Genomic DNA, 23,430 nt, shown 5'->3' on the forward strand with positions numbered 1-23,430 from the left:
TCGATTATTAGGGTTAACTAAAAAGACCAAATTTTATCAAGCATCTACTTCTGAATTATATGGTTTAGTTCAAGCGGTTCCACAGAGTGAAACCACTCCTTTTTATCCAAGGAGTCCTTATGCAGTAGCTAAATTATATGCCTATTGGATTACGGTGAATTATCGTGAAGCCTATGGTATGTATGCTTGTAATGGAATTCTATTTAACCATGAAAGTCCTTTGCGTGGAGAAACATTTGTAACCAGAAAAATTACTAGAGCAGTGGCTAGAATTTCGATGGGATTACAAGAAACTCTTTATTTAGGAAACCTAGATGCACAAAGAGATTGGGGCCATGCTAAAGACTATGTAGAAGGCATGTGGCGCATGTTACAACAAGATACTGCAGAAGATTTTGTATTGGCAACAGGCATTACCACTTATATTCGTGATTTTGTTAGAATGGCATTTGAAGAAGTGGGGGTTGAATTGAGTTTTACAGGAGAAGGAGTGAATGAAGTGGGTGTGATTTACAAAATATCCAATACCCAAGCCCATGGAATGAAATTGGGCCAGGTGGTGGTTAAAGTAGATCCACGCTATTATCGCCCTACTGAAGTAGATTTATTAATAGGAGACCCTACAAAAGCCAATACCAAAATAGGCTGGAAACCCAAGTACACATTGGCTGCTATGGTAAAGGAAATGGTAGCTGCGGATATAGAATTATTTAAGAAAGAACAATTTTTAAAAGATAGCGGCTTTACCATTAATAAGGAACATGAATAAGGATAGTAAAATATATATTGCTGGACACCGTGGTATGGTAGGTAGTGCCATTTTTAGAAAGTTAACTGCAGAAGGCTATACCAATATCATTACGAAAACTTCTGCTGAATTGGATTTGCGCAATCAACAAGCAGTTGCTGATTTCTTTGCAAAAGAAAAACCCAACTATGTTTTTTTAGCTGCAGCAAAAGTGGGTGGTATTGTTGCCAATAACACTTACCGAGCAGAGTTCATTTACGATAACCTGATGATGGAGAGTAATATTATTCACCAGAGTTATGTAAATGCAGTAAAAAAATTATTGTTCTTAGGCTCTTCTTGCATTTATCCAAAAATGGCACCACAACCATTAAAAGAGGAATATCTATTAAGCGGTTATTTGGAAGAAACTAATAAGTCATATGCCATTGCTAAAATTGCGGGAATTAAGTTGTGCGAAAGTTATAGAGAAGAATATGGCTGCAATTATATATCGGCAATGCCTGCCAATTTATATGGCCCCAATGACAATTATGATTTAGAAAAAGGTCATGTACTAGCAGCATTAATGCGAAAATTTATCACAGCTAAAAAGAACAATGACCCTTCGGTTACTATATGGGGAACAGGTACTCCTAAAAGAGAATTCTTGCATGTAGATGATTTAGCCGAAGCCTGTTTATTTTTGATGCAACATTACAATGAAAAAGGTCTAGTAAATATTGGAACAGGTATAGATGTGACCATACTTGAACTGGCTGAGTTGATTCGAAAAATAACAGGATATGAGGGTAGTACAGTTCTAGATGAATCTAAGCCTGATGGCGCACCTCGTAAATTATTGGATGTGCAAAAAATTAATAACCTTGGTTGGCAATCTAAAATTAAACTTTATGATGGTTTAAATAAAGTATATATTGATATTAAAAATTTATTTTAAAAATTAAAAATAATGAATGACTTCTTTATTGAGAATAAAATTGCTGTTATAGGATTAGGGTACGTTGGATTACCCCTTGCTGTAGAGTTTGGAAAAAAGTTTGAAGTACTAGGATTTGATATTAATAAAAATAGAATTGATGAATTAAAATCAGGAATAGATAGAACACTAGAGTCAAATTTTGACGAAATAAAAAGTGCTAAATTTCTTAATTTTTCCAATGATATAGTTGAATTAAGAAATTATAATAGATTCATTGTAACTGTCCCAACTCCTATTGACAAATTTAATGCTCCTGATTTATTACCATTGATTAAAGCTTCTGAAATGATAGGTCAGGTCTTGAAAAAAAATGATATCGTTATTTATGAAAGTACAGTTTATCCTGGTTGCACTGAAGAAGATTGCGTTCCTGTTTTAGAGAAAGTAAGTGGGTTGAAATATAATATTGATTTTTTTTGTGGGTATTCGCCCGAAAGAATAAATCCTGGGGACAAAATAAATACGTTAACAAAAATCAAAAAAGTAACATCAGGCTCTACAGTTGAAGTTGCAAAACTTGTTGATGAATTATATAAAAGTATTATAAAAGCTGGCACTCATTTGGCTCCGAGTTTAAAAGTTGCAGAAGCATCAAAAGCAATTGAAAATGCACAGAGAGATTTAAATATTTCTTTTGTAAATGAATTAGCCTTGATTTTTGATAAACTTGGAATTGACACAACCGATGTTATAGAAGCAGCAGGTACAAAATGGAATTTTTTAAAATACAGGCCGGGATTAGTGGGTGGGCATTGTATAGGAGTGGATCCATATTATCTAGCACATAAATCTGAAGCGATGGGTTATCATCCTGAAGTAATATTAAGTGGCAGGAGAGTAAACAATAATATGGGTCTATTCATTGCTAATAAAGTAGTTAAATTAATGATTCAGAATGGCATAGTAATTAAAGGAGCTAATGTTCTGGTTTTAGGTGTAACCTTTAAGGAAAATTGTCCAGACATTCGTAATTCTAAAGTTGTTGACATTTACAATGAATTAGTGCAGTTTGGTTTAGAGGTGGATGTGTACGATCCACACGCAAATCAAAATGAAGTATATGACGAATATGGAATTAAAATTACTCAAAAAATGATTGCTTATGAGGCTATCATATTAGCTGTATCTCACAATGAATTTTTAGCTCTAGATTATAACAAATTGAAGTTAAACTCAAAATCCATAATATATGACATAAAAGCTTTTTTGCCTAGAGATTTAGTTAACGCCAGATTATAATTTATTACCACATTATAAAAATTTATATGTATTCAGAAATCAAAAAATGTAGAATTAGTAACAGTACAAATTTAATTACAGTATTATCATTAGGGGAACAGTATTTAACAGGTGTTTTCCCAAAGAATAAAGATGAAATAGTTACAAAAGGCCCCTTAGATTTAGTTTGGTGTCCTGATAGTGGATTGTTGCAAATGAAACAATCTTATAGTTTAGATGAAATGTACGGGGAAAACTATGGTTATAGATCTGGGTTAAATAATTCTATGGTCACTCACTTGCAAAACAAAATCAAATTTCTTGAAAAATTAGTTAAACCCAATGATCAAGATTTGGTAATTGACATAGGTAGTAATGATGCTACTTCTTTAAAAGCATATACAGGCAAACATCGAAAAGTTGGCATTGACCCAACAGGAAACAAATTCAGACAATACTATTCGGATGGTATAGAATTGATACCTGATTTTTTTAGTTCTAAAAAATTCCATGAATTTTTTCCTCAGGAGAAAGCTAAAATTATTACATCAATCGCAATGTTTTACGATTTAGAAAGTCCCCTTGATTTTATTCGTGACATTGAAATCTGCTTAGCTGATGATGGAGTCTGGCATTTTGAACAAAGTTATATGCCAAGTATGCTAAGAACAAATAGCTACGATACAATTTGTCATGAACATTTAGAATTTTACTCATTCAAGGTAGTAAAAAGTATCCTCGAACAAAGTGGTATGCGTGTAATAGATGTGCAGATGAACGCAATCAATGGTGGAAGTTTCGCAATTACGGCTTGTAAGGATAGCGCACCTTATAAATCAAACCTACCAATTATTAATTGGCTTTTACGTCAAGAAAACGATATGGGCCTTGATACTGAGAAACCATACCGCGACTTTGAAGAAAGGGTATTTAGGCATAGAAAGAATTTGAAGGAATTAATAGAAGCTTTGGTGGCGGATGGTAAAAAAGTATTTGGTTATGGTGCCAGTACAAAAGGAAATGTATTACTTCAATTCTGTGGATTTACTTCAAAAGAAATTCCTTACATCGCAGAAGTAAATGAAGAGAAATTTGGAGCATTCACCCCAGGAACATTAATTCCGATTATTTCTGAAGCAGAAGCAAAAGCGATGAAACCTGATTATTTCTTAGTACTACCATGGCACTTTAAAGACAATATTCTTTCACGAGAAAGGGAATATTTGGAAAACGGTGGAAAGTTTATCTTCCCTCTTCCTGAAATAGAAATTATTTAGTTTATATATCGTTTAGTAAATTTTGAAAGCAATCATTTTCGGCGCTAATGGACAAGATGGGTATTATCTTGGCTTATTACTTAAAGAATCAGGAATAGAGGTTCATGAAACCTCACGCACAGCTGGGAGGTATATTGGAGATGTTGCAGATTATTCTTTTGTATCGAGTCTGATAAAAACGATTCAGCCTAGTTATATTTTTTCTTTTGCAGCTAATTCTACTACCAACCATAGTGCACTTTTTGAAAATCACCAAACAATCTCGACAGGTACTTGGAATATCCTTGAATCTGTTCGTTTGTATTGTAATGATTGTAAGGTTTTTTTATCTGGAAGTGCAATGCAGTTCCAAAATACAGGAAAACCTATTAATGAATCAACTTCATTTGAAGCATCAAGTCCATATTCAGTAGCAAGAATTCAATCTACTTATGCAGCTAGATATTATAAAGATAAATTCTCCATGCATGTATATGTAGGCTATTTTTTTAATCATGATAGTCCGCTTAGGTCAGACCGTCACATTAACCAAAAAATCGTTTCAGCAGTTAAACGAATAGTAAGAGGGTCAAGCGAGAAAATTGAAATCGGTGATTTATCAGTAAGAAAAGAATTTGCTTTTGCTAAAGATATTGTGGAAGGAGTATGGGTACTAGTTAATCAAGAACAAGTTCATGAAGCTGTAATAGGAGTAGGGGTGGACCATTCAATTCAGGATTGGATTGAGATCTGTTTTAAAACATTTGGTTTAAACTGGCGAGACCACGTAGTTCAAAATGTAAGCTTTAAACCTGAATATAAAAGATTAGTTAGTGATCCCAGTTTAATTAGGAGTTTGGGATGGAATAGCGAAACAGATATTTTTAAACTAGCTGATTTAATGATTCGTTATTCAACTATTTAATAGCTTCTTACAATTCATAATAATAGTTTTTGCCAAAAATTACCAGTCTTCTTAAAAATGTAGCAGCAAACTCAATCACAATGGGTTTGATGATGTTGTTTCAGCTTTTGTCTGTTCCTATTTTCTTAAAATATTGGGGAGTTGAACTTTATGGAGAATGGCTCACATTGAATACATTAACTGCCTATTTCCAAATGACTGATGTCGGTTTAAATACTGCTACGGGAAATAGTTTTACGTTTAATTATTTAAGAGGCCAGTTTGAAAAGTGTACAATTCTAATCAATAACAATATCTTCTTTATTTTATCGGCCTTTGTAATTATCTTCTTACTTATAGTTGGGTTAGGAGAAATGGGTTTTTTTATACGATTATTTCATTTCTCATTAATAGAATCTTCTGTTGTAAATACCTGCCTATTGCTTTTATTCTTTCAGGTAATGATTGGTACGTTTAATAATTTGCTAAATACCTTCTATACAGCTACTAATAATTATGCTAGAGGTATTATGATAGATAATTTAATCCGCTTTTCTGAGTATGCTGTTCTAGTAATTGGAGTTGTTTCTCGTATTTCTATTGTTTATGTACTAGTTTTTGGAGTTTTTGTCAAGCTTGTAGGGTTAGTTTATAAATTTATTGATTCATCTCGTTTTTACCAATTGTCGTTAGGTTTTCGTTTTTTACGTAAAACAGAATTAAAGGAGATATTCTTACCTGCTATATCATTTTTTTCATTCCCTGTGGCTAACTCACTTAGTTTTCAAGGGGTCACTCTTCTGATTAATTTTTTTCTAGGAAGTGCATCAGTTGTTGTATTCAATACAACCCGGACATTGGTGAATTTTTCTAGGTCTACTATAGACATTCTTCATAAATCAGTTTGGCCGGAAATCTCTATCTCTTATGGGAAAGAGGATTTATTCAAATTACGTCAAATTCATTATCGTACAATGGGCTTTTCTATTTTATTGGCTATTGGTACTACCTTGATACTGTTTTTTACTGGTGATTTTCTTTATACTACCTGGACTAAAGGAGCAGTTAAGTTCGACCTGATTTTATTTACACTATTACTACTAGCATTAATTACAAATACGATTTGGAATTCAAGTGCAGTCTTATTGCAAGCCACTAATAATCATAAGAATTTTTCACTTTTTTATCTCTTTACTGCCATACTCATTTTCCTTACAAGTCTTTTAATTTTGACAACCATTAAGCAAGTTCAATATATTCCAATTTCGATGTTATTTGTTGATATTTTATTAATGGCTTATGTTATAAAAAAAACATTACGAATTACTGAAGACTCTTTTTCGCATTTTTTTGCCGGGACACTAAGTTCAATAAGGGCAGTCTTTAAATCATTTCCCACTGCATTTTCTAGTTTTATTAAATGATGACCGTCTTATATATTGATACATTTTCCCAGTTTGGTCACACAAACTTGAATAAAGTATTTATCCAACAATTCAGAAATAAAGGATATAAAGTTTCAGTAATTGCTCGTACTAATTATTTAGAAGATATTGAGGTACCTATTGAAGATATTTTATTAAGAATCCCTGAAACTTATTATAATAGTAGTGCAGGGAGAATTAGAGACCGGTTATTGCAATTTCGAATACTTCAGTTTATTAAAAAACGGGTTTCTTTAAGAAAATACGATATAGTATTCTTTTCATATTTTGATGAAATTGTATTTCCCTTATCTGTAATTAAGGGTAATCTTATTTTCATGAACCATTCAAATGTAACTGGGCTCGAGAATACACTTAAGCGCTTTTTCTTAAAATGTATTGCTAAAATGGGCACAATTTTAGTCTTTCATGAAACGATTCGTGATCAATTTTTAAAATTTGGGATCACTAATGTAATTGTTGAACCTCTGGGCTTGACTTTACCTTATGATAATGATTCAGCGAATAACAGAAATTTGTTAAATAAAATTGATACTCGGATAGTTAGCTTGGATTATAGGTTAAAAATCTTTATCCCTACGGTTTCGAAATACCAAGATGATTTTTTGTACAAAGTACTATCAAATGATTCTTTTCTTAATTTTTTGATATTAAATAAGGTTTTGCTAGTACTAAAAGATAAGTCTATTGAAATTAATCATCCCAATATTTGCCTACTAAAAAGTTTTTTATCCGAGGAAATCTATCAAGCTGTTTTTATAAGTGCTGATTTTTTAATGTTGCACTATCCAGCTTCTTTCAAATACAAAGTTAGTGCTTCACTCTTTGAATGTTTCTCTAATAATAAACCCTGTTTTTTGTCTGACATAGATGCTTTTCGTGTTTTTCAATCGCATTTTAATTATGATCCCTATTATAATTCTATTGAAAAATTTACAGAGTTAATACAAGTTTCACTTGACCGTAAAGACCTGATTGTTAAGTATCCTTACAATAACACTTCATTATTGAATCCTTCTCTTGAAACTATATCAAGCAGTATGAACCAATTAACTATCTAATGACCCTAAAGAAGGATTTTATATTATATAGGTTTGAAGTACTTTTCTTATTTGTTCTTCTGGAAGTCTTGCTCTATGATAAACTACCTCTTGTTCAGGCAATTATTTCAATTATTGAGTACGCATTTATTTTCGCATGTGTAGTTTTCAATAAACGTGTTGGTATCATGTATTTGATTTCATTCACTCTATTGTCTATGGGTGCATGGAGCTATGTTACACAAGAAACACTTCCCTATAATTTTTGGGGTTTACGATTATTCGGGTTCTCGGCAAATGTTTTATTCTATATTGCTATTTCCTTTTATTTATTTTTTTCTAATCGATTTAGGATAAGGCTATATATGCAAAATTCAGCAGGTCGCTTCTATATTTATTTTATTTTATATTCCTTTTTAATTGGTTTATTGTTTACGATACTTTCAAAAAATTATTATGATAATTTTTTGAAAGATTTTCTAGTTTATTTGCCATTCTTCTTTTTTTTATATTTAATAAGTTTTTTATCTAGCGATGATACACGATTAATTTTAAAATATGGGATAGCATTATCAATTATTGCAATGTTGATCTCTTACTTTACGGGACAACTTTTTGATTATGGAGCGGGTAATACCTTTGTATTAATGAATGCTTTTGCATTCTCAATTATTTTCCCGATTTATTTCTTTAAAGATCTTTTTAAGTGGACACATCTTTACTTTCTTATATTTTCAGTTTTGTTTTTATTGATTCAAGGTAAAGTGTTTATTGGAAGTAAGTCAATTATTCTTATTATTTTCTTGCTAGTTTGGGTACTTACATCTTCATATAAAGTATTCAAGTATTTTCTTTTAATTTCTTTTTTTTTAATTCTTTTAATTGGTCCATTAATTACATGGATATCGCAGAATGTTGATCCTGATCTTGTTGTTTCATATAAGTTCAACCAAATTTTTAGCGTATTTGAAATTGTCGATCTTGAGTTAATTGCATTATCGAATACTAGTATGGGTAATATTGTAGCAGAAGCAATTACTATTGTAAAATGGATTAGTAATAATTTTGGGCAATTTTTAATTGGTAAAGGTTTTGGAGGAGGTCTTAACGATACAACTGGGTATTTAGCTACGTATGTAGGACCTGGAGCGGGATATAGTGAGATAGATTTATCTCGCGACCAATTTACTCGACTCCATCTGCCATTATTTGAAGTTATTGTTAAGGCAGGATTTTTAGGTACATTAGCTTATTTATGGGCTCTCGTACTTTTATTTCGAGAAAAAAATATTTTTTCTTTTTCTTTTTTTATGATTCTAATGTCTGTGTTTTCGAATTCTAAGGAAATGATATTGCTAAGTTTGGTTTTCAATCATTTAGCAATGTCATTTGTAAATGATAAAAAGACAAAATCTTCACTTATAGTGAAATAATGCAAATAAATAATTGAATCATGTGTGGGATTTTTGGAATTTATAAAACAACTAAGTTATCAATTGATATTGATAAACAAAAAGTTAGGGACTCGACGCTTTTAATGAAACATAGAGGGCCAGATGCGTATGACCAATGGGGCATAGATGGTCTAATTGAGTTTGCGCACGTCCGATTAGCAATTATTGATTTAGCTGCCGTAAGTAATCAACCTTTTATTTCTGATTGTGGTAATTTCATTGTCGTATATAATGGAGAAATATACAATTATATTGAACTCAGGAAAGAATTAACAAATCAGGGGGTTAAATTTAGAACTACTAGTGATACTGAAGTTTTATTAAATGGTTATATAACTTGGGGAGACAAATGTGTTGAAAAATTTAATGGTGATTGGGCCTTTTGTATATATGATATTAAAAGAAATCGAATCTTTTGTTCAAGAGATAGATTTGGGATTAAGCCTTTCTGCTATACCTTTCATAATAACAGTTTTGTGTTTTCATCAGAAATTAAATCTATTATAAATTATTATCCTGATTTAAGAGTCCCCAATTTTAATGTAATTAATAATTATTGTAGAAATAGTTTGGGCGCACAACATAATGAGACTTGGTTTAAAGATATTTTGCGATTAAAACCTGCACATAATTTAGTTATTGAAAATGGGAATGTTAGTATAAATCGTTATTGGGACTATCCAACAAAAGTAAATTCATCTATACAATTACTTAATGCCAAAGATGAATATCTTCAACTATTTAAGTCGTCATTAGAAATACGAATGAGAAGCGATGTTCCTGTTGGAACAACATTGTCTTCGGGTATTGATTCTGGCTCTATTGTGTCTGTTTTACGTGAATGGAACTCAGATAATCACAAGACTTATACTGCAGTATTTAATAGTAAAGATTATGATAAAAGAGAGAAAAAAGCATATAGCTCGAATATTGAAATTGATGAAGCTAGTTTGGTCATAAAATTGGCTGAAGAATTAGATCTTGAGACAAATTTTATTGATTGTAGTAATATTGATTTGATCAAAGAACTCTCTTTTGTTCTTTACCATTTAGAATCAGGCCATTCTTCTCCTGCTGTTCTTCCGCTTACTAAAGTTATGGATAGAGCATCTAATGATGTTAGAGTTGTATTGGAAGGTCAAGGAGCAGATGAATTATTGAGCGGCTATATTGTTAATACGTTTCCTACATTAATTTTTGAATTACTAAAAAAATGGAAATTTCACCAAGTTGTTAAAGAAGTCAGGGCTTTTAGTAAACTCTATTCACTTAAATTCGCACTCATTCAATTTGTACGTTTATTCAATTCTAATTTCTTAGAAAAAATCTATCATCGATTTGTGGGAATCGACACAATTTTCACAGGGGCAATGAAAAATTATAAAAGAATTAATGATTACCCTAAGGAGAAAATTTCCTTCAGCGAAAAGTTTAATGAGGTTTTATACAGATCACATATTGGGGGGTTAGTTAATTTGTTGCATTATGGAGATGCTATATCTATGTCTAAGTCAATTGAAAGTCGATTACCTTTTTTGGATTATAGGTTGGTTGAATTTGTTTTTCAACTTCCATTTGAATTTAAAATGCAAAATGGAGTAGGGAAAGTAGTACACCGAAAAGCATTGGAAGGGATTGTACCCGATTTTATTTTGCATAATCCCCTTAAATTTGGATTTAATACTCCGTTATCTGTATTTTTCATGGACCGAAATAATGAAGCTATACGAATACTATTATCTGAGCGAACAAGCAATCGTGGTTTGTTTGATAAGAAGTGTTTAAACAAACTTATCGAAAGGCACATTTCAAAGAAACATGATTATTCTACTTTTTTACTACGTTTGTTAAGTGTAGAACTCTGGTTCAGATTATTTATTGATGAGAAAAAAGATCAGAAATGCGTGTAGCTATACTTCAACGTGTATGTACATCTTATCGCGTACCATTATTTCAGCAATTATCTGATGATCCGGAAATTGAGTTTAAACTTTTTATTGGAGCAAACGTTCCAGATAGCAAAGTCAAAAATGCTTCGGACTTAAGTGGGATTAATTTCATTAAATTGAAATCTTTTTTTGTAAAGCTACGTGGACATTATTTTCCAATTCATACCAATCTTATAAAGGAACTTAAGCGGTATCAACCAGAAGTTATCATTTGTGAAGGTGAAAGTAATTTTTTCGGGTATCTACAAGCAATTATTTTTAAGATTCTATTCAAGAGGAATACCAAGTTAATTCATTGGTGTTTTATAGCTTTACCTGGTGAAGATGTATCCAAAAAGCAGATTATAGCTAGTGTTAAATCTTTTTTTCGAAATTTCTTCAGCGGGTTTCTTTTATATTCTTCTTATAGCAAAATGCGACTACTACAAATTGGTGGTGTACCAGAGGAGAAAATGTTTGTTGCTACAAATGTTGGTAATACTGAGAAACTAATCAAAGCTTATAGGGAGTGTAGTTTCTCGAAAAGTGAATCTCGACGTCAACTTGGATTATGTGATCAATTTACTATTTTATATCTCGGTACTTTAGATAGGAATAAGCGACCTGAATTGTTATTAGAATTACCTAGATCTTATGACTGCTTGCGTAAATATAATTTTGTAGTAGCAGGGGAAGGGCCCATGTTTTCTTATTTAGAAAGTGAAAAAAAAAGATGGGAACTAGACAATGTTTATTTAGTTGGAAAAATTACATCTGAAATATTTTCATACTTAAATGCTGCTGATGTTTTAATTATTCCTGGTAGGGGCGGTATTGTTATATCAGAAGCTTTAGCCTTTGGAGTGCCTGTAATAGTTCATCAAGCTGATGGCACTGAATATGATCTGATTAAACCAGGTGAGACAGGAATAATATTGGGAAATGGAGCAATTGAAGATTTTAAAAATGCGATATTAAGTTTTTCGAATCTCCCTATTGAAAAACTAGAACAGATTAAAATTTTATGTCACCAAACTGTGTTAAGTGAATTTAATTCTCAAAATATGGTTAATCAAATAAAAATTGCAGTGAATACTGTTCATTCAATCAAAATGTAAATTTATGGATAATATTGAAGAGTTTTTTTCTGGAAAGAAGTTGTATGGAGATGATTTTACTATTGACCAAATCAAAAGTTGGTATAGTGCAGAAGAGGAGGGCTATGCAGAATTGGTTAAAAAAAAGAGTAAGTCTTCGAAAGATGACTATAGATATATTTATAATTCTATGAATATTGTATTTGGATTTGGTTATATTGATAAGAATAGAAGATTCTCAAATGCATTAGGTTTCGGGTCTGCTTTCGGGCACGAGTTTTTTCCAGTTATAGATCAAATTGATAAACTTACAATTATTGAGCCTTCAGAGTATTTAATTAGTAAGACGTTAGGTCACCTACAACCTAAATATGTAAAACCTGAAATAAGTGGTAAGCTATCATTCGAGGATAATAGCTTTGATTTTATTACCTGTTTTAGCGCCTTGCATCATGTACCTAATGTTGGTTTTGTGTTAAGTGAGCTTACTCGTGTTCTAAAACCAGATGGTATAATGATAATCCGTGAACCTATAAGAACAATGGGTGATTGGAGATATGTTCGTAATGGATTAACTAAAAATGAGCGAGGAATACCTTATCAATATTTTGATGCATTCTTTGATGAAAAAAAATTAGAGGTTATTAAAAAAACTTATTGCGATTCAAATTTCGCTTATCAGATAATATCTAAATTTTTGCCAATTAAACGCGATTCAATACTTTATCAAAAATTTGATAAAGTGATTTCTAAAATATTCTCATTTAATATACACTATCACGCAAATAATAGTTTCAAGAAACTTGCACCTGCAAGCGTTTTTTATGTATTAAAAAAGGGATATAATTAGTAATACAATGAGAATACTATTTATAGCCCCGCTTCCACCTCCAATTAACGGTCAATCAATAGCGGCTCAGTTGCTCTTTGATAACCTAATAAAAAGAGTGGATGTCGATATAGTTAATATGAGTAAAACTAGCCACAAAGACGGACTGACTAGCTTTACAAGGGTATTAGAGGTGTTTAGATTTTTAATGAATGTAAACAAGTATAAAAATACAGCGGATGTTATTTATTTGCATATTTCAGAGTCTTTATTTGGTAACCTAAAAGACCTTCTGATTTATTTTCTTTGTCGAAATAAATTAAACAAATTTTATATTCACTTACACGGCGGAAGTTTTGGTAATCAGATACTTAAAAAATATACATTCCTTGCGAGAGTAAATGCATACTTTTTGAAGAGAATAAATGGGGTAATTGTACTCGGTCCTAGCCATAGGTTTTATTTTGATAAATATTTGCATTCTAGTAAAATTCATAGTATACCTAATTTTTACCTTCCTGAATTTCTAATCGAGGATGAAAAAATATCAAAAAAATTTGATTCCCTTAAAAAAATCAATTTTTTATTTTTAAGTAATATGATTCCTAAGAAAGGGTATTTAAACCTTTTGAATGCGTTTATACTTCTTGATAAAAATTTAAAGGAACGAATACAAATTGATTTTGCTGGACATTTTAATTCGGCAATAGAAGAAAATATTTTTCGCGAGAAAATCAAAGAGCTAAGCAATGTTTCATATCATGGAGTAGTTTCAGGTGTAGCAAAAATTAAATTATTAGCAAATGCCAATGTGTTTGTTTTGCCTACTTCATATAGTGAAGGACAGCCTATTTCAATTTTAGAAGCTTATGCCTCAGGTTGTGCTGTTATAGTAACAATGTCGGGAGGAATTCCAGACATTTTTAAGCCAGGTATTAATGGCTTTGCATTGGCTAATGATACTCCAAATGAAATCGCTAAATCATTAAAATATTGTATTGATAAAACTGATGAAGTTAAGGCAATGGCACTAACCAATCATTCTATCTCAAAGACTTTTTACTCAGCAGATCTTCATGTTAAAATGTTATTAGATTTATTATTAAAAAAAGATAGATGAGAACTTATCAAATTTGTACAAACTGTGTAATGGATACATCAGATACGAGAATTGTTTTTGATGATAACGGTGTTTGTGATCATTGCAACGATTTTAACAATAATATAAAACCTAATTGGCATACCGATGGACGCGGCAAAGCCGAATTAACTAGTATCATTGAAAAGATCAAAAAAGAAGGTAAAGGTAAAGACTTTGATTGTATCCTCGGTTTAAGTGGTGGTGTGGATAGTTCTTACATGTTGCATATTGCTGTTAAAGAGTTCGGATTACGACCATTGGTATTCCATGTAGATGGAGGATGGAATTCTGAACTTGCGGTACACAATATTCAAATGTTAGTGGACAAACTTGGCTTAGATCTATATACTGAGGTGATTAATTGGGAAGAAATGCGTGATTTCCAATTAGCGTTTTTTAAATCTGGGGTTCCTCATATTGATATACCCCAAGACCATGCTTTTGTGGCTACTCTTTATAATTTTGCATATAAATATAACATTAAGTATATACTTAATGGTGGAAATATATCTACTGAGTGTGTCCGTAATCCAATGGAATATCTTTATTACGGTACTGATATGACTCAGATTAAAGACATAATTAGTCAGTTTAGTACTGTTGAAATGAAAACATATCCGTTCAGTTCTATATTTCGACATAAGTTTTTCCTTCGTTATATTAAAGGCTTAAAAGTAATTCGATCACTGAATTATATGCCATATATCAAAGCGGATGCATTGAAGTTGTTAGAGTCAGAATATGGCTGGAAACCTTATCCACAAAAACATTTTGAATCGCGATTTACTAAATTTTATGAAGGTTTCTGGCTGCCTGAGCGTTTTGGTTTTGACACGAGACGTGTTCAGTATTCAAGCCTGATTCTAACGGGGCAAATGAGTAGAGAGGTTGCATTAGAGTTATTAACGAAAAAGGCGTATAATCCAGAAACTATTGAGGATGAATTTAATTATATAGCTACTAAAATTAGAATTACACCTGAAGAATTAAGGGGTTATTTCACTATGCCTAAGAAGTTTTATTGGGACTACAAGAATCAAGAGAAGGTATTTAATTTAGGAGCAAAAGTATTAAAGTTCATAGGTGCTGAAAAATCAATTAAAAGATGATCTGTATTATTAACTATGGTTCAGGGAATGTAAGAGCGATTGGGAATATTTATGATCGCTTGAAAATATCTTATAAGATTGTAACTAAGCCATTAGAGATATTACACGCAGATAGAATTATTCTTCCTGGTGTTGGTGCATTTGATGAGACAATTGGGATGTTAAATAAATCTGGTTTTCGAGAAATGCTCGAACGAAAAGTAAGTCAAGAAAATGTGCCTGTTTTAGGTATATGTGTAGGCATGCAAATTTTATCTGAAGGAAGTGAAGAAGGCTCTCTGGATGGTTTAGGTTGGATTAAAGGAAGAGTTCATAAGTTCGACAAAGAAATTATAAAGCATAAACCGAAAATTCCACATTTAGGTTGGAATTCCATTCGTTCAACTAAGACGTCTAAACTTCTAGAGGGTATTGATGAAATGCTAGGTTTCTATTTTATTCACAGTTACTATTTTAAATGTGCAAATGAGCAAGATATTTTGACAACCACACATTATGGTGTTGACTTTTCTTCAGCTGTAAATCATGATAATATTTATGGCGTTCAATTTCATCCTGAAAAAAGTCATCAAAACGGAATAACCTTACTTAAAAATTTTGCATCTCTTTAGCTATGCTTCGATCAAGAATTATTCCCTGTTTGTTAGTGCATCAACGAGGGCTTGTAAAAACAGTTAAATTTAAGGATCCGAAATATGTTGGTGATCCTATTAATGCTGTTAAGATTTTTAATGAAAAAGAAGTAGATGAGTTAATAGTGCTTGATATTGATGCTACCGCTGAAAATAGAGGGCCTGATTTCGAACTTATTAAAAATTTAGCAACTGAGTGTAGAATGCCATTTTGTTATGGTGGTGGTATTACAACAGTAGAGCAGGCTAAAACAATCATCAATCTCGGTGCTGAAAAATTAGCAATTAGTGCTGCTGCAGTTCGGAATTTTCCTTTATTGAAAGAAATAGGCCATGCTGTTGGAATGCAAAGTGTAATAGTTGTTATTGATGTTAAGAAAAAAGCATTACTTGGAGGATATGATGTATATATAAGGAATGGGAAAGAAAAAACCGATTTGAAGTTGAAACATTTTTTAGAAGATTTAAATAGAATTGGGGTTGGTGAAATTGTAATTAATTCAATTGATAGAGACGGGACAATGTCTGGATATGATTATGAATTGGCTGATATGGTTCGAACAATTACTGATATGCCTATTACCATACTGGGTGGTGCCCGAGATTTTGAAGACATTAAAAAGATGATCAAACAATATAAAGTTATTGGTGCTGCTGCGGGTAGTTTATTTGTTTTTAAAGGTAAATATCGTGCTGTATTAATTAGTTATCCTGATAAGCAAGAGAAGTTGAATATTATTTAATTTAGGTAAAGGTAGATAGTTGTGTTATGAAACAGATTATACAAAATCTAAAGAACGGTAAAACTATATTAGAGGATGTACCCGCACCTTTAGTGAAAAGTGGGCATGTTCTTATACAAACGCATAGGAGCTTAGTTAGTTTGGGTACAGAAAGAATGTTAGTTGAATTTGGCAAGAGTAGCTTGATAGCAAAGGCAAGGCAACAACCAGATAAAGTAAAGCAGGTCTTAGATAAAATTAAGACTGAAGGCTTATTGCCAACTTTAGAGGCTGTATTCAACAAGTTAGATGAGCCGTTACCACTGGGTTATTGTAATTCAGGTGAAGTTATTGCTGTTGGGGAAGGTGTTACGGAGTTCTCGGTTGGCGATAGAGTTGCATCTAATGGGGCTCATGCTCAGTTTGTTTGTGTTCCTAAGAATTTAGTTGCAAAAATACCTGATGGAGTTTCTTATGAGGAAGCCTGTTTTACAGTAATTGGATCAATTGGATTACAAGGTGTTCGATTAGCGGTTCCAACTATTGGAGAAACATTTGTTGTAATTGGTTTGGGGCTTATAGGTCTTCTAACATCTCAATTATTATTAGCTAATGGATGCCGCGTAATAGGATTTGATTTTGATGAAAGTAAAATTGATTTAGCTAAAAAAAGTGGAGTTGAAGCATTTAATACTGGTATAATTGATCCAGTAAAAATAGTTGATCAAGTAACAGAAGGTATTGGCGCCGATGCTGTAATAATTACAGCATCAACAAAAAATAATGAAGTTATCAGTCAATCAGCGCGAATGAGCCGAAAGCGAGGTCGTATTATTCTAATTGGTGTGATTGGTCTCGATATACAGCGATCTGATTTTTATAAGAAAGAATTGACTTTTCAAGTGTCTTGCTCTTATGGTCCTGGGCGATATGATGAAGAGTATGAATTTAAAGGCCATGATTACCCCCTTGCTTTTGTAAGATGGACTGAGAAAAGAAATTTTGAGACTGTTCTTCAAGCAATTTACAAGAAGCAAATAAATGTAACATCATTAATTACAGAAAGGATCTTGTTAGATGATTATTTAGATATTTATAATAATTTAAAGGGGGGATCAATTGCTTCTATAATAGAATATCCGAATCCTTCTATTTCTGATTCAGCTAATAAGGTAACTACTTTAATAAATCGATCAATTAGCTCTGCTAGAGGTGTTGTTGGCGTAATTGGTGCTGGGAACTTTACGAAAATGACAATGATGCCAGCGCTCAAAGGAACTAAAGCGGCATTAAAATACATAGCAAGTGCAGGTGGTTTAACAGCTAAATCGTTAGCGAATAAATATGGGTTCGAATTTAGCACAACCGATTATCAAACAATTCTTAATGACCCCCAAGTTGATCTTGTGCTCATTACTACAAGACATAATCAACATGCATCAATGGTAGTAAGTGCGCTTAAAGCCGGAAAACATGTTTTCGTCGAAAAGCCATTAGCAATAACTCAATTAGAACTTGATGAAATTATTTCTGTTTACAGCCAATTGCCCACACCATTATCTATAACGGTTGGATTTAATAGAAGGTTTTCTCCATTTAGTCTAAAAGCTAAACAATTATTAGGTGTCAATACCCCCCCAATTAATATGATTGCGACGATGAATGCAGGGTATATTCCAGCTGATGTATGGGTGCATGATATGAAGACTGGGGGGGGGAGAATTATCGGTGAAGCTTGCCATTTTATTGATTTAATGTCTTTTTTTTCAGGATCCTTTGTAAAGGAAGTATACATGTCAGCTTTGGGTGTTAATCCAATGGAGAATACTGATAATGCAATTATTACTTTAAAGTTTGCCAATGGTTCACAGGGGGTAATTAACTATTTTGCAAATGGCAATAAACGTTACCCAAAAGAACGTTTCGAGATATATTCTCAAGATAGAACATTAGTAATCGATAACTTCAGGGTTATGAAAGGGTATGGATTTAAATCGTTTTCTTCAATGAGTAGTTCAATTGATAAAGGGCATAAAGAACAATTTGCATCTTTGTTTTGTCAGTTGGAGAAAGGTGGAGAGCCCTTAATTGATTTTACATCAATTATTAATACTACCCAAGCAAGTGTATCTGCTATTGAGAGTTTAAAGAGTGGACAACGTATTTCTATATAATTTAAGATGACTATGAAGATCACGATTATCGCAGGTGCTAGACCTAATTTCATGAAGATTGCACCAATTATTGAAGCAATTAATACAGCACGCTCAAAAGGAAATAATATTAGCTATCGACTGGTTCACACAGGACAGCATTATGATAAAAACATGAGTGATAGTTTTTTTGCTCAGTTAGGTATTCCCCAACCTGATGTAAACCTTGAAAGCGGGGGAGGTTCACAAGCAGAACAGACTGCCAATATTATGATCCGGTTTGAAAAAGAATTAATACAAAATCCTGCTGATTTGGTATTGGTAGTTGGTGATGTAACCTCAACTATGGCATGTTCAATTGTGGCTAAAAAGCTTGTGACAAGAGTTGCTCATGTTGAGGCAGGAATTCGATCTGGCGATATTAGTATGCCCGAAGAAGTAAATAGAGTTGTGACAGATGCTTTAGCTGATTATTTTTTTACAACTAGTGAAATTGCAAACGATAATCTTCAAAAATCTGGAATAGATAGTAAAAGAATCTTTTTCGTAGGTAATACTATGATTGATACTTTACTCAAGAATGAAAAAAGGTTCATTCCCCCGCTAATATGGGAAGAGGCTTCTCTAAAAATGAAAAATTATTTTGTGTTAACCTTACATCGACCTGCAAATGTGGATGATGGGTTAAATCTGAAAGAGTTAATGAATGAAATCATTACTTCGGCTCAAGGCTTACCAATAATTTTTCCTGTGCATCCCCGTACAGCGAAAAATTTAAAGGAAGTTGGAATTGCGGCAAGTAATCTATATTTGGTAGACCCATTATCATATCTTGAGTTTAATTACTTAGTTAAAAATGCGAAGGCTGTGATTACTGATAGCGGAGGAATTACTGAAGAAACAACAGTAATGGGAGTGCCATGTATTACTTTGCGGGATAATACTGAGCGGCCAGAAACGGTTAGAATAGGGACAAATGAATTAATTGGGACAAACCCAAAGAATATACGACCAGCAATCGATCGAGTTTTTTTAGGGACTTGGAAAAAAGGGGGGATCCCAGAATTTTGGGATGGGAAAGCAGCTGAAAGAATCATTAGTAGTTTGATAACGTTGAAATCATCTATTCAATAAAATTTATGCAAACATTAAAAGATATTTTCATGTTCCTTAAACAGAGAAAGAAACTCTGGTTATCACCTGTAATATTAGCTTTATTACTTATTGCTATTTTAGTTGTGCTTGGAGCAGGTAGTGCTTTCGCACCTTTTGTTTATACATTATTTTAAACTTGCCTATGAAACAAAGTGAGGAAAGATATAAGACAATACTAATAATTACATTGGGGGTTTTGATTTGGTATTTTTTAGAACCTCGACAGTCTCTATTAATTCTTATACTAGTTCTAGTAGCTTTATCTTCTATTTCAAGTTTGTTTTGTCTATGGATTCATATTGGATGGATGAAACTAGCTGAGATACTTGGCTATATAATGCCTAATATTTTATTGACAATTATATACTTTGTTCTTTTATACCCTATGGCAAAATTAGCAAAGATATTCAGAAGCGAAGATCCTCTTCAATTAAAAAATTTTCGATCAACTACTTTTATAGTGCGTAATAAAATATATATGAAAGATGATCTTATAAATCCTTGGTAATGAAATTACTTCCTTTAATTAAAAATATACTACTTCAATGTTGTATATTTTTTTTTATTTTTTGCATTGCAGATTTAGTCTATAGTTATATAAAGAAAGAAACTGCACAACAAGTTGTAGACCCTAATAAAGGTTTGCATAAACAAAATCAGTTCGGATTTTATTGGCTTGATTCCTCAATAAATAAAGGTAATTACACATTTGGGTCTATCAATTTTCCAATTTATACCAATGAATATGGTTTTAGGTGTAGTAAAATGCAAAGTTTAACCAAAGATTCTATTGAGTATGTTTTTTTGGGAGATTCATTCACATATGGCGAGGGTGAGTGGGAGGAATCGTTTGTTGGAATTTTTGAGAAAAAATTAAAAGCTCAGTTATTTAATTGTGGAGTTCCAAGTTATAGCCCCTCGGTGTACTTGTATCAATATAAAAAAGCATTATTCACTGGGAGATTGAAACAAAGACATAACGTTATTATATGTTTAGATATCAGTGATGTTCAGGATGAAAGTACTCGATGGGTTTATCCTGACTCGATCATTGGTAATAGTGATGCTAATGGTATTGTTTTCCCTATTCTGAGAACCGGTCCTACTTATAAAGCACAAGACAAACAGGTTAATCAACAAACTAACAAAATAGGCAAGGAAAAAGGAATAAAAGCTTTTGTAAGTAGCAACATGCTTTTGACCTCATATATCTATGTGGCATTTAAAAAAGTGTTATATAAAAAACAGCTGATAGCGGAAGAAGATGAGGCATTCGCAGCTAACCGTTATTTAAATAGATCTGGTTTAACGCACATTCCATGGAATGAATTAGATTCAGCAGACACAATGGGTTATAAACCTCTTGGTGTTCTTGGTGGATTAAAAAAAATAGAGTCTAGTTTAATGGAAATTCAGAAATTAGCTAAAAGAAATAATTCTAAAATATATTTAGTAGTTTATCCTTGGCCTGCGCAATTATTATCAGAACAGCGAGTCTTTAACTGGGAAAAGCATTGGAGTTCTTTTGCTAGTGATAATGGCATTCACTTTATTAACTGTTTTGATGAATTTCGAGCGCAAATAAAGAGAGGGACTAATCCTAAAGATTTTTATATCAGGCAAGATATTCATTTCAATAAATATGGAAATGAATATGTAGCTAATGCAATCATGAAATCATTAAAATAGCTACATCTATCCTATGTTATAGGTGATATATTAATTCAATTTACTTCATGCAAAAAATATTAGGGATATCCGCTTTTTATCATGATTCCTCAGCCGCTATTATAATAGATGGGATTGTGGTAGCAGCAGCTCAGGAAGAGAGGTTCACCCGTATAAAACATACTGCAGATTTCCCAGCTCATTCAGTTAGGTTTTGTTTAGAAACTGCGGGTCTTTCAATTGACGAGTTAGATGCTGTTGTTTTTTATGATAAGCCCTTACTCAAATTTGAGAGATTAATAGAAACTTATTTTTCTTTTGCTCCAGCGGGCTTATTATCTTTTTTAAAAGCAATGCCTATATGGATGAAGGAGAAAATTTTTTTAAAAAAAATAATTCGAGATTCTCTTGCTGAAGTAGGTTCATACAACAATAGAAAACTTACATTGTTGTTTACGGAACATCACTTGTCACATGCAGCAAGTACTTATTATGTTTCACCATTTGATGAAGCTGCTATTTTAACAATTGATGGAGTCGGTGAATGGTGTACTGCTTCTATTTGTCATGGTAAGGGTAATGAATTATCGATGCTAACGGAGATGAATTTTCCACATTCCGTAGGTTTACTTTATTCGGCTTTCACTTATTTTCTTGGTTTTAAAGTAAACTCTGGTGAGTATAAATTAATGGGATTGGCTCCCTATGGTAATCCAGATAGTACCCAAACTCAAGCATATGTCAAAACAATAAAAGAGAACCTTGTAGATATTAAAGATGATGGATCGATTTGGCTAAATCAATCATATTTTAGTTACGCTACAGGTCTAAGAATGGTTAAAGATAATTTATGGAATGAATTATTTGGTTTTCATAGGCGCGATTCAAAAAGTGAACTTGAACAGCATCATTGTAATCTAGCTTTAGCTATTCAGTTAGTGACTGAAGAAATTGTTATTAAAATGGCTGTTGAGGCTAAGCGGCTGACTGGTTCTGATAATTTATGCATAGCAGGTGGTGTTGCCTTAAATTGTGTAGCTAATGGGAAGTTATTGCGAAGTGAAATATTTAAAGAGATATACATACAACCTGCTTCTGGAGATGCAGGTGGGGCAATAGGGGCAGCTTTGGCTGCATATTATATTTATTATAGGAATGTAAAGTTAAAAACAGATTCATATGATTTAATGCGTGGGGCTTATTTAGGTCCAGAATATTCTGAAAAAGAAATTGAATTAATGTGCCGAAAAAATAAAGCAATCTTTAAAAAAATTTCTGAAACTAATAAGCTATGTACTATTGTTGCTGAAAAAATTGCTGAAGGAAATGTAGTAGGGTGGTTTCAAGGTAGAATGGAGTTTGGCCCTCGTGCTTTAGGCAATAGAAGTATTCTAGGAGATCCACGTAACATTGATATGCAACAGCGTATCAATATTAAAATCAAATATAGGGAGGGCTTTCGTCCATTCGCCCCCTCTGTATTAGAAGAGGATGTTTATCAATTTTTTGAAATTGAAAACCCTTCCCCATATATGTTAATGGTAGCTCCTGTAAAAAAAGAAATGCGATTTGATTTGCCTCCTGATTACATGGAAAAATCCTTAAAAGAAAAATTATCTTTTAAACGAAGTCGAATACAATCCGTTACCCACATTGATTATTCAGCTAGAATTCAGACAGTAAACAAAGAAACAAATCCGAGATATTGGCAATTACTCCAATCTATTAAAACAATAACAGGCTTTGGGATGGTTGTGAATACAAGTTTTAATGTAAGAGGAGAGCCAATTGTTTGTACTCCACACGATGCATTTAGATGTTTCATGAGCACAGATATGGATTTTCTAGTTATCAATGATTATATTTTTTCTAAAGTAGAACAAACAGAATGGCAGAACAAAGAAAAATGGGTGCTGCAATTCAAAGAAGATTAATTTGATATGATCGCA

Annotated in this window: 21 protein-coding genes; all 21 read left to right on the plus strand. The window is 32.4% G+C overall.

The features are described 5' to 3' along the window. On the plus strand, window positions 1-769 hold a 769-nt coding region (locus Q8S25_RS01285; RefSeq protein WP_305534103.1), incomplete at its 5' end, for a GDP-mannose 4,6-dehydratase. Then, complete coding sequence (locus Q8S25_RS01290; RefSeq protein WP_305534105.1) at window positions 762-1,688, plus strand: GDP-L-fucose synthase; 927 nt, start codon at window positions 762-764, stop codon at window positions 1,686-1,688. The genes Q8S25_RS01285 and Q8S25_RS01290, both read left to right, overlap by 8 nt. A gap of 12 nt (window positions 1,689-1,700) precedes the next feature. After that, on the plus strand, window positions 1,701-2,969 hold the full coding sequence (locus tag Q8S25_RS01295) for a nucleotide sugar dehydrogenase (protein ID WP_305534107.1): 1,269 nt from the start codon (window positions 1,701-1,703) through the stop codon (window positions 2,967-2,969). Between the two features lie 26 nt (window positions 2,970-2,995). Continuing rightward, window positions 2,996-4,225 (plus strand): class I SAM-dependent methyltransferase, encoded by a 1,230-nt coding sequence (locus Q8S25_RS01300; RefSeq protein WP_305534109.1) that lies wholly within the window; start codon window positions 2,996-2,998, stop codon window positions 4,223-4,225. Between the two features lie 22 nt (window positions 4,226-4,247). After that, on the plus strand, window positions 4,248-5,129 hold the full coding sequence (locus Q8S25_RS01305; protein WP_305534111.1) for a GDP-mannose 4,6-dehydratase: 882 nt from the start codon (window positions 4,248-4,250) through the stop codon (window positions 5,127-5,129). A gap of 29 nt (window positions 5,130-5,158) precedes the next feature. Next, window positions 5,159-6,532, plus strand: coding sequence for a lipopolysaccharide biosynthesis protein (locus tag Q8S25_RS01310; protein WP_305534113.1), 1,374 nt, complete (start codon window positions 5,159-5,161; stop codon window positions 6,530-6,532). Then, window positions 6,529-7,614: a hypothetical protein gene (locus Q8S25_RS01315; protein ID WP_305534115.1), complete on the plus strand. Its 1,086-nt coding sequence runs from the start codon at window positions 6,529-6,531 to the stop codon at window positions 7,612-7,614. Before Q8S25_RS01310 ends, Q8S25_RS01315 begins: the two co-directional genes overlap by 4 nt. Next, entirely contained in the window at window positions 7,614-9,026 is a 1,413-nt protein-coding gene (locus Q8S25_RS01320; RefSeq protein WP_305534117.1) for a hypothetical protein, read from the plus strand. Before Q8S25_RS01315 ends, Q8S25_RS01320 begins: the two co-directional genes overlap by 1 nt. A 20-nt stretch (window positions 9,027-9,046) precedes the next feature. After that, complete coding sequence (gene asnB / locus Q8S25_RS01325; RefSeq protein WP_305534119.1) at window positions 9,047-10,957, plus strand: asparagine synthase (glutamine-hydrolyzing); 1,911 nt, start codon at window positions 9,047-9,049, stop codon at window positions 10,955-10,957. Further along, window positions 10,948-12,093 carry a glycosyltransferase family 4 protein gene (locus Q8S25_RS01330; protein ID WP_305534122.1) on the plus strand — a complete coding sequence of 382 codons (1,146 nt, stop codon included), beginning with the start codon at window positions 10,948-10,950 and terminating at the stop codon, window positions 12,091-12,093. Before asnB ends, Q8S25_RS01330 begins: the two co-directional genes overlap by 10 nt. Before the next feature lie 4 nt (window positions 12,094-12,097). Continuing rightward, the gene (locus Q8S25_RS01335; protein WP_305534124.1) at window positions 12,098-12,922 is read left to right on the plus strand and encodes a class I SAM-dependent methyltransferase; all 825 of its coding nucleotides are present in this window, start codon (window positions 12,098-12,100) and stop codon (window positions 12,920-12,922) included. Window positions 12,923-12,929: 7 nt separating this feature from the next. Next, complete coding sequence (locus Q8S25_RS01340; RefSeq protein ID WP_305534126.1) at window positions 12,930-14,021, plus strand: glycosyltransferase family 4 protein; 1,092 nt, start codon at window positions 12,930-12,932, stop codon at window positions 14,019-14,021. Continuing rightward, window positions 14,018-15,151, plus strand: a complete 1,134-nt coding sequence (locus tag Q8S25_RS01345; RefSeq protein ID WP_305534127.1) for an N-acetyl sugar amidotransferase — start codon at window positions 14,018-14,020, stop codon at window positions 15,149-15,151. Before Q8S25_RS01340 ends, Q8S25_RS01345 begins: the two co-directional genes overlap by 4 nt. Continuing rightward, window positions 15,148-15,762, plus strand: a complete 615-nt coding sequence (hisH, locus tag Q8S25_RS01350) for an imidazole glycerol phosphate synthase subunit HisH (RefSeq protein ID WP_305534128.1) — start codon at window positions 15,148-15,150, stop codon at window positions 15,760-15,762. The genes Q8S25_RS01345 and hisH overlap by 4 nt, the downstream gene beginning before the upstream one ends. Before the next feature lie 2 nt (window positions 15,763-15,764). Further along, the gene (locus Q8S25_RS01355; RefSeq protein ID WP_305534129.1) at window positions 15,765-16,526 is read left to right on the plus strand and encodes an AglZ/HisF2 family acetamidino modification protein; all 762 of its coding nucleotides are present in this window, start codon (window positions 15,765-15,767) and stop codon (window positions 16,524-16,526) included. Window positions 16,527-16,552: 26 nt separating this feature from the next. Then, a complete protein-coding gene (locus Q8S25_RS01360) occupies window positions 16,553-18,679 on the plus strand; it encodes a bi-domain-containing oxidoreductase (protein ID WP_305534130.1) in 2,127 nt (708 codons plus the stop codon). A gap of 12 nt (window positions 18,680-18,691) precedes the next feature. Continuing rightward, window positions 18,692-19,792 (plus strand): non-hydrolyzing UDP-N-acetylglucosamine 2-epimerase, encoded by a 1,101-nt coding sequence (gene wecB, locus Q8S25_RS01365; protein WP_305534131.1) that lies wholly within the window; start codon window positions 18,692-18,694, stop codon window positions 19,790-19,792. A 5-nt stretch (window positions 19,793-19,797) separates the two neighbouring features. Further along, the gene (locus tag Q8S25_RS14695) at window positions 19,798-19,947 is read left to right on the plus strand and encodes a DUF5989 family protein (RefSeq protein ID WP_305547726.1); all 150 of its coding nucleotides are present in this window, start codon (window positions 19,798-19,800) and stop codon (window positions 19,945-19,947) included. A gap of 8 nt (window positions 19,948-19,955) precedes the next feature. Continuing rightward, window positions 19,956-20,321: a hypothetical protein gene (locus Q8S25_RS01370; protein WP_305534132.1), complete on the plus strand. Its 366-nt coding sequence runs from the start codon at window positions 19,956-19,958 to the stop codon at window positions 20,319-20,321. Beyond that, on the plus strand, window positions 20,321-21,502 hold the full coding sequence (locus Q8S25_RS01375) for a hypothetical protein (protein ID WP_305534133.1): 1,182 nt from the start codon (window positions 20,321-20,323) through the stop codon (window positions 21,500-21,502). The genes Q8S25_RS01370 and Q8S25_RS01375 overlap by 1 nt, the downstream gene beginning before the upstream one ends. Before the next feature lie 47 nt (window positions 21,503-21,549). After that, on the plus strand, window positions 21,550-23,415 hold the full coding sequence (locus tag Q8S25_RS01380; RefSeq protein ID WP_305534135.1) for a carbamoyltransferase: 1,866 nt from the start codon (window positions 21,550-21,552) through the stop codon (window positions 23,413-23,415). The last annotated feature ends 15 nt before the right edge of the window (window positions 23,416-23,430 follow it).

The sequence above is a fragment of the Sediminibacterium sp. genome, from assembly GCF_030695065.1.
Lineage (GTDB): Bacteria > Bacteroidota > Bacteroidia > Chitinophagales > Chitinophagaceae > Sediminibacterium.

Excerpts from the sequence above, each read along its gene's own strand:
- Q8S25_RS01300 (WP_305534109.1), top strand. The coding sequence starts at position 2,996 with ATGTATTCAGAAATCAAAAAATGTAGAATTAGTAACAGTACAAATTTA.
- hisH (WP_305534128.1), top strand. The coding sequence starts at position 15,148 with ATGATCTGTATTATTAACTATGGTTCAGGGAATGTAAGAGCGATTGGG.
- Q8S25_RS01295 (WP_305534107.1), top strand. The coding sequence starts at position 1,701 with ATGAATGACTTCTTTATTGAGAATAAAATTGCTGTTATAGGATTAGGG.
- asnB (WP_305534119.1), top strand. The coding sequence starts at position 9,047 with ATGTGTGGGATTTTTGGAATTTATAAAACAACTAAGTTATCAATTGAT.
- Q8S25_RS01380 (WP_305534135.1), top strand. The coding sequence starts at position 21,550 with ATGCAAAAAATATTAGGGATATCCGCTTTTTATCATGATTCCTCAGCC.
- Q8S25_RS01320 (WP_305534117.1), top strand. The coding sequence starts at position 7,614 with ATGACCCTAAAGAAGGATTTTATATTATATAGGTTTGAAGTACTTTTC.
- Q8S25_RS01345 (WP_305534127.1), top strand. The coding sequence starts at position 14,018 with ATGAGAACTTATCAAATTTGTACAAACTGTGTAATGGATACATCAGAT.
- Q8S25_RS01290 (WP_305534105.1), top strand. The coding sequence starts at position 762 with ATGAATAAGGATAGTAAAATATATATTGCTGGACACCGTGGTATGGTA.
- wecB (WP_305534131.1), top strand. The coding sequence starts at position 18,692 with ATGAAGATCACGATTATCGCAGGTGCTAGACCTAATTTCATGAAGATT.
- Q8S25_RS01360 (WP_305534130.1), top strand. The coding sequence starts at position 16,553 with ATGAAACAGATTATACAAAATCTAAAGAACGGTAAAACTATATTAGAG.
- Q8S25_RS01330 (WP_305534122.1), top strand. The coding sequence starts at position 10,948 with ATGCGTGTAGCTATACTTCAACGTGTATGTACATCTTATCGCGTACCA.
- Q8S25_RS01340 (WP_305534126.1), top strand. The coding sequence starts at position 12,930 with ATGAGAATACTATTTATAGCCCCGCTTCCACCTCCAATTAACGGTCAA.
- Q8S25_RS01355 (WP_305534129.1), top strand. The coding sequence starts at position 15,765 with ATGCTTCGATCAAGAATTATTCCCTGTTTGTTAGTGCATCAACGAGGG.
- Q8S25_RS14695 (WP_305547726.1), top strand. The coding sequence starts at position 19,798 with ATGCAAACATTAAAAGATATTTTCATGTTCCTTAAACAGAGAAAGAAA.
- Q8S25_RS01370 (WP_305534132.1), top strand. The coding sequence starts at position 19,956 with ATGAAACAAAGTGAGGAAAGATATAAGACAATACTAATAATTACATTG.
- Q8S25_RS01315 (WP_305534115.1), top strand. The coding sequence starts at position 6,529 with ATGATGACCGTCTTATATATTGATACATTTTCCCAGTTTGGTCACACA.
- Q8S25_RS01335 (WP_305534124.1), top strand. The coding sequence starts at position 12,098 with ATGGATAATATTGAAGAGTTTTTTTCTGGAAAGAAGTTGTATGGAGAT.
- Q8S25_RS01375 (WP_305534133.1), top strand. The coding sequence starts at position 20,321 with ATGAAATTACTTCCTTTAATTAAAAATATACTACTTCAATGTTGTATA.